The sequence below is a fragment of the Polynucleobacter sp. MG-28-Ekke-A2 genome (assembly GCF_035012985.1).
Classification (GTDB): domain Bacteria; phylum Pseudomonadota; class Gammaproteobacteria; order Burkholderiales; family Burkholderiaceae; genus Polynucleobacter.
In genome coordinates this window covers 1-15,835 of the sequence record NZ_JAYGQU010000033.1, presented here as the reverse complement: position 1 = coordinate 15,835, position 15,835 = coordinate 1, and the positions used below count along the sequence as shown (strand labels likewise).

The window sequence follows — 15,835 nt, the reverse complement described above, 5'->3', positions numbered from 1 at the left end:
ACCGAATGCTTTAGAAAGCACGGTTGCAATTGCTGCTGTCAATGTGGTTTTACCGTGGTCAACGTGACCGATGGTGCCTACGTTTACGTGCGGTTTTGTCCGCTCGAATTTTTCTTTTGCCATTTTTGTCTGCCTTCTTTAGCTAGTCAATATTCAAAATTAATGTGGATAAATTACTTCGCTTTAGCAGCCATAACTGCTTCAGCAACGTTCTTCGGTGCTTCGGAATAATGCTTAAACTCCATGGTGTAGGTAGCGCGACCTTGGGTCAACGAGCGCAAGCCAGTTGAGTAACCAAACATCTCTGCCAACGGCACTTCAGCGCGAACGATCTTACCGCCGCCTGGAATGTCGTCCATACCTTGCAAAATACCGCGACGGGATGAGAGATCGCCCATTACGTTACCCATGAAATCTTCTGGTGTTTCTACTTCAACAGCCATCATCGGCTCAAGTAACACTGGCGCTGCTTTACGCATACCGTCTTTGAATGCCATAGAGCCCGCCATCTTAAATGCGTTTTCATTGGAGTCAACATCATGGTATGAACCGAAGAACAATGTAGCTTTGATATCAACGACTGGATAACCAGCCAAAATACCGGAGTTCAATGTTTCGCGAATTCCTTTTTCTACAGCAGGGATGTATTCGCGTGGAACCACACCGCCCTTAATAGCGTCAATGAATTCAAAACCTTTGCCTGGCTCTTGTGGCTCAAGCTTCAATACCACGTGACCGTATTGACCGCGACCACCAGACTGCTTAACAAACTTACCTTCGATTTCTTCGCAAACTTTACGAATAGTTTCGCGATAGGCAACTTGTGGCTTACCAACAGTTGCTTCAACACCAAACTCACGACGCATACGGTCAACCAAAATTTCCAAGTGGAGCTCGCCCATACCGGAAATAATCGTTTGACCAGATTCTTCATCTGTCTTAACGCGGAAAGAAGGATCTTCTTGTGCCAAGCGGTTCAAAGCAAGGCCCATTTTTTCTTGGTCAGGCTTAGTTTTTGGCTCAACAGCTTGTGAGATCACTGGCTCTGGGAATACCATGCGCTCCAAAATAACAATGCTATCTGGGTCGCACAATGTTTCGCCAGTAGTTGCATCTTTTAGACCAACTGCAGCAGCGATATCCCCTGAGTAAACTTCTTTAATTTCTTCACGTTGGTTTGCATGCATTTGCAATAAACGACCAACACGCTCTTTCTTACCCTTGATTGGGTTGTAGATTGTGTCGCCAGATTTCATTACGCCCGAGTAAACGCGGAAGAAGATGAGCTGGCCAACAAATGGGTCAGTCATGATCTTAAATGCCAATGCAGAGAATTTCTCAGCATCGTCAGCTTTACGTGTAGTTGGTGTGCCGTCTTCCAATTCACAAGGAACAGGTGGAACGTCTAATGGGGATGGCAACAACTCAACCACCGCATCCAACATCGCCTGAACGCCTTTGTTTTTGAAGGCAGTTCCGCACATCATTGGAATGATTTCATTAGCAATCGTACGTTGACGCAACGCTTTTTTGATTTCTTCTTCGGTTAACTCTTCGCCACCAAGATACTTCTCCATCAACTCTTCTGAACTTTCAGCAGCGGCTTCAACCATCTTTTCGCGCCACTCATCTGCAGATGCCTTTAATTCAGCAGGAATCTCTTCGTAGCTAAACTTAGTGCCTTGTGAAGCCTCATCCCAATAGATGGCCTTCATTTTTACCAAGTCCACAACGCCCTTGAAGTTTTCTTCAGCGCCAATAGGAATCTGGATCAAGATAGGATTTGCTTTAAGGCGTAACTTCATCTGGTCATAGACCTTAAAGAAGTTCGCGCCAGTGCGGTCCATCTTATTTACAAAAGCTAAACGTGGAACTTGATACTTGTTAGCTTGACGCCAAACAGTTTCAGATTGTGGCTGTACACCACCAACCGCACAGTAAACCATGCAAGCACCATCCAACACGCGCATTGAACGCTCAACTTCAATAGTGAAGTCTACGTGTCCTGGGGTATCAATAATATTGATACGGTGCTCTGCGAAATTACCAGCCATGCCCTTCCAGAACGTTGTAGTAGCAGCAGATGTAATCGTGATGCCACGCTCTTGCTCTTGCTCCATCCAGTCCATGGTTGCAGCGCCATCATGTACTTCACCAATTTTATGATTAACACCGGTGTAGAACAAAACGCGTTCTGTAGTTGTTGTCTTGCCTGCGTCAATGTGCGCAGAGATACCAATATTGCGGTATCTGTCGATGGGGGTTTTACGTGCCACTGTTGGTGCCTTTTCTTTACTATTTGATTAGAAGCGGAAATGTGAGAAAGCTTTGTTAGCTTCTGCCATACGGTGAACTTCTTCACGCTTCTTCATTGCTCCGCCGCGACCTTCTGCAGCTTCTAATAATTCGTTGGCCAAACGTTGAGCCATAGATTTCTCACCGCGCTTTTTAGCGGCTTCGCGCACCCAGCGCATTGCCAAAGCAGAGCGGCGTGATGGGCGAACTTCAACAGGAACCTGGTAGTTAGCGCCACCAACACGACGGCTCTTCACCTCAACCATTGGCTTTACGTTGCCCATAGCTGTTGAGAAAATTTCGAGTGGTTCTTTGTTTGCTTTTTTCTCGATGTGATCAAAGGCACCGTAAACGATACGCTCTGCAACCGATTTCTTACCGTCCAACATGAGGACGTTCATGAATTTAGCTACTTCTACATTACCGAATTTTGGATCCGGCAAAATTTCCCGTTTGGGAACTTCACGACGACGTGGCATAACTACTCCTTCAGTTCAGTTAGGGGCGACCCACATGGATCACCCACTCCGGCCGTCCTACTATCCAGAAAAATTTCCAGACGGAACGGCCACTTACTTGTCTTTTAAGTCTGACAAACGAAGACTTACTGCAAATACTTTAAGTTGCTATTAAGCAGATTTCTTAGCGCGCTTAGCACCGTACTTGGAACGAGACTGCTTACGGTCTTTAACACCTTGCAAGTCAAGTGAGCCACGAACGATGTGGTAACGAACACCTGGCAAATCCTTTACACGACCACCACGGATTAACACTACTGAGTGTTCCTGGAGGTTATGGCCCTCACCACCAATGTATGAAATCACTTCAAAACCATTGGTTAAGCGAACTTTGGCTACTTTACGGAGCGCAGAGTTAGGCTTTTTAGGAGTAGTGGTGTACACACGTGTACAAACACCACGGCGCTGCGGACTGTTTTCCAGTGCAGGGCTCTTGCTTTTAACGATCAGCCTGGATCTTGGCTTACGTATTAATTGATTAATTGTTGGCATAAAATAGCTCGGTTAGTACTTCTTTGTTGCTTTCTTCAAGAAAATCAATGACTTAGAGAATTTCTAGGTCAAAAAGACCCTCTTCTGAATCAGTAGAACTCAGCATTCTAGCTTGGCCAGCCTTTTCCGTCAACCAAATGGGGAAAAAACTGGCCATTTCTGGCCAGAATTACCAAATTAGCTCGGATCAGCCTCCCCAGCAGGAGCAACGACTTCAGCCTCAATTTCTACAGGCATATTGGCCATTGCCTCCTCTTCGGCGGCAATCATTTGAGCGCGATCACGCTCGAATTGCTCTCTGACCTTGCGTGCACGGCGGTAAGACAAGCCGGTACCAGCAGGAATCAGACGACCAATAATGACGTTTTCCTTGAGGCCACGGAGTGTATCGGTCTTGCCCATAATTGCGGCTTCAGTCAATACACGGGTGGTTTCTTGGAAAGAAGCCGCTGAAATGAAGCTGTCGGTCGACAAGGATGCTTTTGTAATACCCAACAGCACGTTCTCGAACTGGGCTGGGCGCTTACCTGCAGCAATCACTAAATCGTTAGCGTCATACAGTTTTGAACGCTCAACTTGCTCACCAGTGATGTAAGCGGTATCGCCGCCATCAGTAATTTGCACACGACGCAACATTTGACGCACGATCACTTCAATGTGCTTGTCATTAATCTTCACGCCCTGCAAACGGTAAACGTCTTGAACTTCATCAACGATGTAGATCGCCAACTCTTCAATACCGCGGAGAGTCAAGATGTCATGTGGATCAGCAGGGCCTTCCACAATCATCTCGCCCTTGTTCACAACTTGACCGTCATGAACAAGAACTTGCTTCTCTTTAGGAATCAAGAATTCATTGGCTTCGCCGTCCATATCGGTAATCACCAAACGTTGTTTACCTTTGGTTTCTTTACCGAAGGAAACTGTTCCAGTAACTTTCGCCAAGACAGCTGCATCTTTTGGTGAACGTGCTTCGAACAATTCAGCAACGCGTGGCAAACCACCGGTAATGTCGCGAGTCTTCTGTGATTCGATAGGAATACGCGCCAATACTTCACCAACTTCGACTTTTTGACCATCTTTAACAGTAATCAACGCACCCACTTGGAGGCCAATGTTTACTGGGTGATCAGTACCGGCGATCATGACTTCGTTACCCTTGTCATCAACCAAGTTGATCATTGGGCGAACGCCTTTGCTTGCTGCAGAACGACGCTTACCGTCAATTACCACCAAGGTGGAAAGACCGGTAACTTCGTCTACCTGCTTAGCAACGGTTACGCCTTCTTCAACGTTGTCGAAGCGAGCGATACCAGCGTACTCAGAAATAATCGGACGTGTTAATGGGTCCCAAGTCGCCAAGCTTGCGCCAGCCTTAACAGCTGCATCTTCTTTCAACAAGAGAGTTGCACCATAAGGCACTTTATGACGCTCGCGCTCGCGACCATTCTCATCAACGATCAAGGCTTCGCCAGAACGTGAAATCACGATCTGCTCGCCCTTCGCGTTCTTGACAACACGCATCGTGGCAGAGAATTTCAAAGCACCATTAGACTTAGCTTCGATGTTGCTTGCAACCAATGCACGTGACGCTGCACCACCAATGTGGAAGGTACGCATAGTCAACTGTGTGCCTGGCTCACCGATGGACTGAGCAGCGATCACGCCAACTGCTTCACCAACGTTTACCAAACCACCGCGACCTAGATCACGTCCGTAGCATTTCGCGCACAAACCAAAGCGAGTTAAGCAAGACAATACTGTGCGAACTTTAACTTCGTCGATACCCAATGCAACGATTTGATCAACGTGATCTTCATCGAGCAATGTGTCGTTCGGAACAATGACTTCTTGTGTGTCAGGGTGAACGATGTCACCGATACATACACGACCCAAAATACGGTCGCGCAATGCTTCGATAATTTCGCCGCCTTCAACCAGCGCCTTCATGGTTACACCATTGGTTGCGCCGCAATCATCTTCGATCACCACGAGATCTTGTGTGACGTCGCATAAACGACGTGTCAAGTAACCTGAGTTCGCTGTCTTCAACGCTGTATCAGCTAGACCTTTACGAGCACCGTGAGTTGAGATGAAGTACTGTAATACATTCAAACCTTCACGGAAGTTCGCAGTAATTGGGGTTTCAATGATGGAGCCATCAGGCTTAGCCATCAAACCACGCATACCAGCCAACTGACGAATCTGCGCTGCAGATCCACGCGCACCAGAATCTGCCATCATGTAGATGGAGTTAAAGGATTCTTGACGCACAGTCTTACCGTTACGATCGAGTACGTCAACGTGTGACAACTCATCCATCATTGCTTTGCCAACTTGGTCGCCTGCGGCACCCCAAATATCAACCACGTTGTTATAACGCTCTTGATTGGTTACGAGACCTGACATGAACTGCTTGTCATACTCCTTAACCTTGGCAGATGCCTCAGTGATGATGCGCTCTTTAGAAGTTGGGATCAGCATATCGTCGATCGCAACTGAGATACCAGCGTTGGTTGCCAAACGGAAACCAGACTGCAAGAGGCGGTCGGCAAAAATCACAGTTTCACGCAAACCGCACTTACGGAATGATGTGTTGATCAAACGTGAGATTTCTTTTTTCTTCAAAGGCTTATTAATTTCCTCGAAAGACATACCCTTCGGTAAAATCTCAGACAAGATTGCACGGCCAACTGATGTTTGGTAGATCTTGGTCTTTTCAGCAAAACGGGCGTCGCCCTCTGCCTTCTTATCCACGATCTCAAACTCAGTAATACGGACAGCAACACGAGAAGCCAATTCAACTTGACCTGCTTCGTATGCACGTACCACTTCAGTAATGTTAGCGAAGACCATCCCTTCGCCTTTACCGTTGATCTTGTCACGTGTAGCGTAATACAGACCCAACACCACGTCCTGTGAAGGTACGATAGATGGTTCGCCGTTGGCTGGGAACAATACGTTGTTCGAAGCCAACATCAATGTACGCGCTTCCATTTGCGCTTCGAGCGACAAAGGTACGTGAACCGCCATTTGGTCACCGTCAAAGTCCGCGTTAAATGCCGCGCAAACTAATGGGTGCAATTGGATTGCCTTACCTTCAATCAGCATTGGCTCGAAAGCCTGAATACCGAGACGGTGCAATGTAGGCGCACGGTTCAACATGATTGGATGTTCACGAATCACTTCTTCGAGAATATCCCAAACGATTGGAGTCTGGCTTTCAACCTCTTTCTTCGCAGCCTTAATCGTGGTTGCAATTCCTAAAGTCTCAAGCTTGTTGAAAATAAATGGTTTGAACAATTCCAAGGCCATCAATTTTGGTAAGCCGCACTGATGCAATTTCAATGTAGGGCCAACCACGATGACTGAACGACCAGAGTAGTCAACACGTTTACCCAACAAGTTTTGACGGAAACGACCGCTCTTACCTTTAATCATCTCAGCCAAGGACTTGAGAGGACGCTTGTTAGCGCCAGTCATAGCCTTACCGCGACGACCGTTGTCGAGCAATGAGTCCACCGCTTCTTGCAACATCCGTTTTTCGTTACGAACGATGATCTCTGGTGCACGCAACTCTAACAAGCGCTTTAAACGGTTGTTACGGTTAATTACACGACGATAGAGGTCGTTCAAATCTGAGGTAGCAAAGCGACCGCCATCCAATGGCACCAATGGGCGCAATTCTGGTGGCAATACTGGCAGCACTTCCATGATCATCCAGTCAGGCTTAATGCCTGAAGTCTGGAACGCCTCGAGCACTTTTAAGCGCTTAGCGTATTTCTTGATCTTGGCATCGCTACCAGTAGCTTTTAAATCAGCGCGAATCGTTTCTACTTCGCGATCGATATCAATCGAACGTAAGAGGTCACGAATACCTTCCGCACCCATGATGGCGGTAAATGCACCGTCACCATACTCTTCAGTCTTGGCAATGTATTCATCTTCAGACATGATCTGACCGCGCTTCATTGCGCCTTCAGGAGTCATACCAGGATCTACAACTACATATGCTTCAAAGTAAAGAACGCGCTCGATATCACGCAATGTCATATCGAGAACCATACCTAAACGGGATGGTAAAGATTTCAAGAACCAAATGTGCGCTACAGGGGCTGCCAACTCAATGTGGCCCATGCGCTCACGACGTACCTTAGCGAGAGTAACTTCAACGCCGCACTTCTCGCAGATAACGCCACGGAACTTTAAGCGCTTGTACTTACCGCATAAGCACTCGTAGTCTTTAGTTGGTCCAAAAATCTTGGCGCAGAACAAACCATCACGCTCGGGCTTAAAAGTCCGGTAGTTGATGGTTTCTGGTTTGCGTACTTCACCAAAAGACCATGAGCGAATTTTCTCAGGAGATGCGAGACCAATTTTGATGACATCAAACTGCTCTTCGCCCTGCGTTTGCTTAAATAAATCGAGCAATGCTTTCATATCAGTTGCGCTCCATGTCAATGTCAATACCCAACGAACGGATTTCTTTTACCAGCACGTTGAAGGATTCGGGCATGCCAGCATCAATCGTGTGCTCGCCCTTGACGATGTTTTCGTAAACCTTGGTACGGCCTGCGACGTCATCGGACTTCACTGTCAGCATCTCCTGCAAGACATATGAAGCACCGTATGCTTCGAGGGCCCAGACTTCCATCTCACCAAAGCGCTGACCACCGAACTGAGCTTTACCGCCCAATGGCTGTTGCGTTACTAAAGAGTAAGGTCCGGTTGAACGAGCATGCATCTTGTCATCGACCAAATGGTGGAGTTTCAAGACGTGCATTACGCCAACAGTTACTGGACGCTCAAATTGGTCGCCAGTACGACCGTCGCACAAAATCATTTGCTGACGTGATGGCGTCATCTTCAAAGATTTAGCAACATCTTCTGGATACGCCAACTCGAGCATACGTCCGATTTCAGCTTCAGTAGCACCGTCAAACACTGGGGTTGCAAATGGCAAGCCTTGGCGGAGATTCTCAGCCAAAACAGTGATCTGCTCATCAGTGAAGTTGTCGATATCTTCAACACGACCTGTTTCGTTGTAAAGCTGCTTGAAGAACTTACGCAATTCAGTTTGCTTAGCGTGCTCACGAACCATCTCATCGATACGCTTACCAATACCTTGGGCAGCCCAACCTAAGTGGGTTTCCAAGATCTGTCCAACGTTCATACGGGAAGGAACGCCCAATGGGTTCAAGACGATGTCTACAGGGCGTCCGTCAGCCATAAATGGCATATCTTCTGCTGGGGCGATTTTAGAAACCACACCCTTGTTACCGTGACGACCGGCCATCTTGTCACCAGGCTGCAAGCGACGCTTAACGGCCAAGTACACCTTAACCATCTTCGTTACACCAGGTTGCAAATCATCGCCCTGGGTAAGCTTGGTGCGCTTCTCTTCAAAAGCTTCATCAAACTGTTTACGCTTCGCTTCGATAGAAGATTTAATCGCTTCAACTTGTGAGGCAACTTCATCATCCGCTGGACGAACATCGAACCAATGGTATTTGTCCAAATCAGCAAGATATTCCTTGTCGATCTTGGTGCCTTTAGCCAATTTCTTAGGGCCACCGTTGGCAACTTTGCCAATCAACAGCTTTTCTAAACGCATGAAGGCATCGCCCTCAACAATACGGAGCTGGTCGTTTAAGTCCAAACGATAGCGTTGTAATTCTTCTTGAATGATTGACTGTGCACGTGCATCGCGCTCAATACCTTCACGGGTGAAGACTTGAACATCGATAACAGTACCAATCATTCCAGATGGAACGCGCAATGAAGTATCTTTAACGTCAGATGCTTTTTCACCGAAGATCGCACGGAGCAGCTTCTCTTCCGGAGTGAGAGTTGTCTCACCCTTTGGAGTTACCTTACCAACCAATACGTCGCCAGCTTCAACTTCAGCGCCGATGTAAACAATACCGCTCTCATCCAAGCGGGAGAGTTGTGACTCAGCCAAATTGGAAATATCGCGAGTAATTTCTTCTGAACCAAGCTTGGTATCACGGGCAACAACCGACAACTCTTCAATATGAATAGAGGTGTAGCGGTCGTCAGCAACAACTTTTTCAGAGATCAAGATTGAATCTTCGAAGTTGTAACCGTTCCATGGCATAAATGCCACAGTCATGTTTTGGCCCAAAGCCAATTCACCTAAGTCGGTAGATGCGCCGTCAGCAACTACGTCGCCGCGGACAACACGATCACCAGCCTGAACGATTGGGCGTTGGTTAATGTTGGTATTTTGATTTGAACGGGTGTACTTGATGAGGTTATAAATATCCACACCAACTTCACCAGCCGCTGTCTCGTCATCGTTTACACGAATAACTACACGGTTTGCGTCAACATAATCAACGATACCGCCGCGGGAAGCCAAAATCACAGTACCAGAGTCAACCGCAACAATACGCTCTAAACCCGTACCAACCAATGGCTTGTCTGGACGCAAGCAAGGAACTGCTTGACGCTGCATGTTCGCACCCATCAACGCACGGTTTGCATCATCGTGCTCTAAGAATGGAACGAGTGAAGCAGCAGCAGAAACAATCTGGCTAGGAGCAACGTCGATGAAATCGATGCGCTCTGGGCTAACCATCATGGTCTCACCAGCTTGACGAGCAGAAACCAATTCGTCGGCCAACTTACCGCTCTTGTCGATTGTTGCGTTTGCCTGAGCAATCACATACTTTGCTTCTTCAATAGCAGAGAGGTAAACCACTTCGTCGCTTACCTTGCTATTGGAAACCTTACGGTACGGAGTTTCTAAGAAGCCGTGCTCATTCAGACGCGCAAATAACGCGAGTGAGTTGATCAACCCAATGTTTGGTCCTTCTGGAGTTTCAATTGGGCAAACACGTCCGTAGTGGGTTGGATGCACGTCGCGCACTTCAAAGCCTGCGCGCTCGCGGGTCAAACCACCAGGTCCCAATGCAGAAATACGACGCTTGTGCGTGATCTCTGAAAGTGGGTTGGTTTGGTCCATAAACTGGGACAACTGTGAAGAACCGAAGAACTCACGAATAGCAGAAGAGATTGGCTTGCTGTTAATCAAGTCATGAGGCATGAGGTTTTCTGTTTCGGCTTGGCCGAGACGTTCTTTAACCGCACGCTCAACACGTGACAAACCTGCACGGAATTGGTTTTCTGCCAATTCACCAACGCAACGTACACGACGATTACCTAAGTGATCGATATCGTCTACTTCGCCTTTGCCGTTACGCAAATCTACGAGGGACTTAATAGTGTCGAGAATATCTTCGTTCGACAGAACCATTGGACCTTCCATTTCTGGACGGTTCAAACGGCTGTTAACTTTCATACGGCCAACGCGTGATAAATCGTAACTATCTTCGTTGTAGAACAAGCGCTGGAACAAGGCTTCAACAGCATCTTCTGTTGGAGGCTCACCAGGACGCATCATGCGATAGATGGCAATACGAGCAGCCATTTGATCCGCAGTTTCATCAGTACGCAATGTCTGAGAAATGTATGCGCCAGAATCTAAATCATTGGTGTAGATAGTTTCTAATTGCTTGATGCCTGCATCGCGCAATGTAGCCAATACCTCTTCAGTGATTTCATCATTAGCATAAGCCAAAATTTCACCAGAATCTGGATCAACAATATTGCGTGCAACTACACGACCAATTAAATAGTCATCTGGTACAGCGATTGTTTTTGTCTTAGCAGCCTCGAGTTCACGGATGTGCTTTGCATTGATACGCTTGTCTTTTTGAATAACTACAACGCCATTCTTGTCGAGCACATCGAAGCTAGCCAACTGACCACGCAAACGCTCTGGCACAAATTCCATTGAACCGCCATTGGCTGTTAATGAGAAATGGTCAAAGTTAAAGAAGTTAGCAAGAATCTGTTCGTTGTTTAAACCAATTGCTTTGAGCAAAATGGTGACAGGCATCTTACGACGACGGTCAACGCGGAAGTAGAGAATATCTTTTGGATCGAACTCGAAATCGAGCCATGAACCACGGTAAGGAATGATGCGTGCTGAGAACAGCAACTTACCTGAGCTGTGTGTCTTGCCCTTATCGTGTTCGAAGAACACGCCTGGGGAACGATGCAACTGAGAAACGATGACGCGTTCAGTACCGTTAATCACAAAAGAGCCATTTTCTGTCATGAGTGGAATTTCACCCATGTAGACTTCGCTCTCTTTTACCTCTTTAACCTTAGTAGGCGCTTCGCGATCATAAATAATCAAGCGAACTTTTGCGCGTAAGGCAGAGTGGTATGTGTAACCACGTTGCTGACATTCTTTAACGTCAAATGGTGGTTGTGACAACTGGTAAGACACGTATTCCATACGTGCATAGCCGTTGTTAGACACAATTGGGAATGCTGATGTAAAGGCAGCTTGAAGTCCCTCAGTAAGACGAGACGTTGCTGGCTTTTCAGCCTGTAAAAATTTAGCGTAGGATTCCAGCTGCGTTGCGATCAGGTACGGAACCTGGTGGTTATTTACTCGCTTAGCAAAGCTTTTACGGACTCGCTTGCGTTCGGTGAAGCTATAGTTCATTTCATCTCCGAATTCAGCGACTGTACAAAGATTTGGCGATTGGCCACTACCAATCACTGGCGGACAACACTAAACCGATAGATTTAGTGTCCGACCAAACTTGCATTCTGCAGTCGTATCAGAAGGCAAACCCGATTTCAATCAGAAATGAAATCGGGTTTGACCTCTAAAGATCAAACCCAACGTAACTAACGACTCCTTTTGGGAGGCGCTAGAAAAGTTTGTATTACTTGATTTCTGACTTAGCGCCTGCTTCGTCAAGCTTCTTCTTAGCTTCTTCCGCTGTCTTCTTATCAACAGCTTCTTTGATTGGCTTCGGTGCACCATCAACCAAGTCCTTAGCTTCTTTCAAGCCAAGACCAGTAATTTCGCGAACTGCCTTAATTACTGAAACCTTGTTTGCGCCAGCTTCGAGCAAGTTAACAGTGAATTCTGTTTGCTCTTCAGCAGCAGCGCCGCCAGCTGCACCAGCAGGACCAGCAACAGCCATCGCTGCAGCTGAAACGCCAAACTTCTCTTCGAACGCCTTAACCAAGTCGTTCAAATCCATAACGGACATGCTACCTACTGCATCAATGATTTCTTCTTTAGTAATCGCCATTTTTAGCTCCTAATACTTAAATAGTTAATTTGTCGCTTATTCAGCGGCAGGGGTTTCAGGTGTTTCTGTTCCAGCTTCTGGGGCTGCGGCTGCAGGCTCAGCACTTGCTTCTGGAGCGGCGGCTTCAGCAACTACTTCTGCTGGGGCTGCCACTACTTCTGCTACCGGTGCTGCAACAGGAGCAGGTGCTCCTTCTGCCTTTTGTGCTGCTACTGCGCCCAATACGCGAGCCATCGCAGATACAGGCGCCAACATCACACCCAACAACTGAGATAACAACTCATCGCGGCTTGGAATAGACGCGAGGGATTTAACACCCGCTACGTCCAACAACTTGCCGTTATATAAGCCAGCAGTAATGACTAGCTTGTCTTGAGTCTTAGCAAAGTTCTGCAATACTTTTGCCGAAGCAATCGGATCAGCAGAGATGCCGTAGATCAAGGGGCCAACCATCGAATCAGCAAGGGGCTCAAACTGTGTGCCTTGTGCAGCACGGCGTGCCAATGTGTTCTTCAAAACGCGAAGATATACACCTTGGTCACGTGCGCTAGCACGTAGCTTTGTCAACTGCTCTACTGGAATACCACGGTATTCAGCGAGCACGACAGTTTGGGCTCCAGCCAATTGAGCGCCGACATCAGCAACAATCGCTTTTTTGTCTTGTACATTCAAAGGCACGGTTTAACTCCATAAAAACCAACTGTTTCCAGTTGGGGTTACACACCAGCGTCTGATCATTTGTTCACAAAGTTCTTGTGAAAATCTTTTCAGGGTCGCCATCTGCGCTGGTTATTACTTTCGTAACGATTAAGAATTCATCTCTATAAAAGCAAACTCATTCACCAACGGTCTTTGATGTTCGACTCTCACTCGAAGAGCAGGAGTCGACCCAAAGTTCTTTTTTGTTACAGGCTAATTAAGCTGCTGCCTGTAACGATGCTTGGTCTACGCGTACGCCTGCACCCATAGTGCTGCTTACGGCAACCTTCTTTAAATAAATACCCTTAGATGCAGGTGGCTTCGCTTTATTTAAAGCTTCGAGCAAAGCGAGCAAGTTTGATTTCAATGCAGTCGGCTCGAATGAACGACGGCCAATGCTTGCGTGCACGATACCGGCTTTGTCCACACGGAACTGAACTTGACCAGCTTTTGCATTTTTAACTGCAGTAGCAACGTCAGGAGTCACTGTTCCAACTTTTGGATTCGGCATCAAACCACGCGGGCCCAATACTTGACCTAAAGTACCAACAATTTTCATTGTGTCTGGAGATGCGATCAAAATATCGAAATCAATTTTGCCGCCTTTAATTTGTTCTGCAAGCTCTTCCATGCCAACAATTTCTGCACCAGCGGCTTTAGCTTGTTCAGCCTTCTCGCCTTGAGCAAAAACGGCTACACGAACATGCTTACCTGTACCAGCTGGGAGCACTACCGCGCCACGCACAACTTGGTCAGATTTCTTAGCATCAATGCCTAACTGAACAGCAACATCGATAGACTCATCAAACTTAGCAGTTGCACACTCTTTAACGAGGTTCAATGCGTCATCTAATGAATAGAACTTGTTGCTATCAACCTTAGATTGAATTGCTTTAACGCGTTTAGATAATTTAGTCATGATTAGAGACCTTCCACAGTGATGCCCATGGAACGGGCGCTACCAGCGATTGTTCTAACAGCTGCGTCCATATCGGCTGCTGTCAAATCTGGCATTTTTGCTTTAGCGATTTCTTCCGCTTGAGCACGAGTAATTGAACCCACTTTATCGGTATGAGGACGTGGTGATCCTTTTTCAATCTTCGCAGCCTTCTTGATCATGATGGTCGCTGGAGGAGTCTTCATGATGAATGTGAAGCTCTTATCAGCAAACGCTGTAATCACGACTGGAATTGGAAGACCTGGTTCCATGCTCTGAGTTTGAGCATTGAACGCCTTACAGAATTCCATAATGTTAAGACCGCGTTGACCCAATGCTGGACCTACGGGTGGTGATGGATTTGCTTTACCTGCAGGGATCTGCAGCTTAATAAAGCCAATAATCTTCTTTGCCATGTGTGCTCCTTAAAGCGCGCCTAACCTCATTAGGAAAGACCGCTGTTGAGTAAACGCTTCGCTAGTTTTTGGCTTTCTAGCTCCGCTCCTCGGTTATTGCTAACCACTTAACTGCTTACTACTAAAACTAGGATAAGTCCTTGTTTTTACATCTTTTCTACCTGGCCGAACTCCAGCTCAACTGGGGTACCGCGGCCAAAAATTGTAACAGAAACGCGCAATCTTGACTTCTCATAATTGACTTCTTCGATATTTCCGTTGAAATCAACAAATGGTCCTTCTTTAACTCGCACGATCTCGCCAACTTCAAATAGGGTCTTAGGCTTGGGTTTGTCCACCCCAGCCTGCATTTGATCCATGATTTTTGCTACTTCCGCAGTGGAAATCGGGCTTGGGCGGTTGCGTACGCCGCCTACGAAACCGGTTACTTTTGGTGTATTTTTCACCAAATGCCAGCTCTCATCGGTCATTTCCATCTCAATTAGGACATAGCCTGGGAAGAAACGACGCTCAGAAACTGACTTGGTACCGGACTTGATTTCCACAACCTCTTCGGAAGGGACCAAAATACGGCCAAATTTCTCAGGCATTCCAGAGCGTGCAATACGCTCTTCAAGACCTCTTTTCACGCTCTTTTCCATTCCGGAATAAGCATGAATGACGTACCAGCGCATATTGCCGATAGCCTGTGGATTAGTAGCTACTTCAGAATCAATCATTTTTTACTCACTTCCAGCCCAAAAAGACTGAAAAAACTAGCCATTCAATCAATTTGTCTGCAATCCATAAAAATAAGGACATGATCAGAACAAAGCCAAATACGACTAGAGTCATTTGGGTGGTCTCTTTACGAGTTGGCCAAACAACCTTTTTTACTTCATACCAAGAATCTTTTGCGTAGGCGATAAAACGGCGCCCATCTGGTGAAATCGCCACAATTAAAACTGCAGCAGCAATACCACCAAACAAAACAGCGAGACGAATCAACATAGATTGATCTACCAGCGTGTAGTACAAGACTAGCGCTGCAACGACGACTAAAGCAGCTAGTCCAGAGACCCAGCCGCTTTTTTCTTCAGTATGACTTGCTGTTTGATGAGACATTTTGCTTTCAGTTCAAATCGTGGCAGGGGCGGAGGGCATCGAACCCCCAACCTTTGGTTTTGGAGACCAACGCTCTGCCAATTGAGCTACACCCCTTTATAAAAACTAATTAAAACTTACTACTTAAGCCAAAATCTTTGCAACCACGCCAGCGCCAACAGTACGGCCACCTTCACGGATCGCAAAACGTAAACCTTCTTCCATCGCGATTGGAGCGATGAGTTTTACGGT

General features: G+C 46.8%; 11 protein-coding genes, 1 tRNA gene and 2 pseudogenes. All 14 read right to left on the bottom strand.

All coding sequences use genetic code 11. From position 1 onward, the window contains the following. On the bottom strand, positions 1 to 123 hold a 123-nt coding region (locus VC188_RS11595), incomplete at its 3' end, for a GTP-binding protein (protein WP_323483655.1). A 50-nt stretch (positions 124 to 173) separates the two neighbouring features. Beyond that, positions 174 to 2,276, bottom strand: a complete 2,103-nt coding sequence (gene fusA / locus VC188_RS11590; RefSeq protein WP_323484061.1) for an elongation factor G — start codon at positions 2,274 to 2,276, stop codon at positions 174 to 176. A gap of 27 nt (positions 2,277 to 2,303) precedes the next feature. Beyond that, positions 2,304 to 2,774, bottom strand: a complete 471-nt coding sequence (gene rpsG / locus VC188_RS11585; protein WP_011901897.1) for a 30S ribosomal protein S7 — start codon at positions 2,772 to 2,774, stop codon at positions 2,304 to 2,306. A gap of 150 nt (positions 2,775 to 2,924) precedes the next feature. Next, positions 2,925 to 3,305 carry a 30S ribosomal protein S12 gene (gene rpsL, locus VC188_RS11580; protein WP_072582063.1) on the bottom strand — a complete coding sequence of 127 codons (381 nt, stop codon included), beginning with the start codon at positions 3,303 to 3,305 and terminating at the stop codon, positions 2,925 to 2,927. A gap of 177 nt (positions 3,306 to 3,482) precedes the next feature. Then, the gene (gene rpoC / locus VC188_RS11575) at positions 3,483 to 7,745 is read right to left on the bottom strand and encodes a DNA-directed RNA polymerase subunit beta' (RefSeq protein WP_215321272.1); all 4,263 of its coding nucleotides are present in this window, start codon (positions 7,743 to 7,745) and stop codon (positions 3,483 to 3,485) included. Position 7,746: 1 nt separating this feature from the next. After that, positions 7,747 to 11,847 (bottom strand): DNA-directed RNA polymerase subunit beta, encoded by a 4,101-nt coding sequence (gene rpoB, locus VC188_RS11570; RefSeq protein WP_216154299.1) that lies wholly within the window; start codon positions 11,845 to 11,847, stop codon positions 7,747 to 7,749. Between the two features lie 226 nt (positions 11,848 to 12,073). Further along, the gene (rplL, locus tag VC188_RS11565) at positions 12,074 to 12,448 is read right to left on the bottom strand and encodes a 50S ribosomal protein L7/L12 (protein WP_173941805.1); all 375 of its coding nucleotides are present in this window, start codon (positions 12,446 to 12,448) and stop codon (positions 12,074 to 12,076) included. 159 nt (positions 12,449 to 12,607) lie between these two features. Then, positions 12,608 to 13,126, bottom strand: a pseudogene (rplJ, locus tag VC188_RS11560) (50S ribosomal protein L10); the annotation flags it as partial. Between the two features lie 238 nt (positions 13,127 to 13,364). After that, positions 13,365 to 14,066, bottom strand: a complete 702-nt coding sequence (rplA, locus tag VC188_RS11555; RefSeq protein WP_215321269.1) for a 50S ribosomal protein L1 — start codon at positions 14,064 to 14,066, stop codon at positions 13,365 to 13,367. Positions 14,067 to 14,068: 2 nt separating this feature from the next. Further along, complete coding sequence (rplK, locus tag VC188_RS11550; RefSeq protein WP_068320088.1) at positions 14,069 to 14,500, bottom strand: 50S ribosomal protein L11; 432 nt, start codon at positions 14,498 to 14,500, stop codon at positions 14,069 to 14,071. Between the two features lie 146 nt (positions 14,501 to 14,646). Continuing rightward, a complete protein-coding gene (gene nusG / locus VC188_RS11545; protein WP_072582060.1) occupies positions 14,647 to 15,219 on the bottom strand; it encodes a transcription termination/antitermination protein NusG in 573 nt (190 codons plus the stop codon). A gap of 7 nt (positions 15,220 to 15,226) precedes the next feature. Continuing rightward, on the bottom strand, positions 15,227 to 15,604 hold the full coding sequence (gene secE / locus VC188_RS11540; protein WP_215321267.1) for a preprotein translocase subunit SecE: 378 nt from the start codon (positions 15,602 to 15,604) through the stop codon (positions 15,227 to 15,229). 20 nt (positions 15,605 to 15,624) lie between these two features. Then, a tRNA-Trp gene (locus VC188_RS11535) sits at positions 15,625 to 15,700 on the bottom strand. A gap of 27 nt (positions 15,701 to 15,727) precedes the next feature. Next, positions 15,728 to 15,835: pseudogene (locus VC188_RS11530) on the bottom strand (elongation factor Tu); the annotation flags it as partial.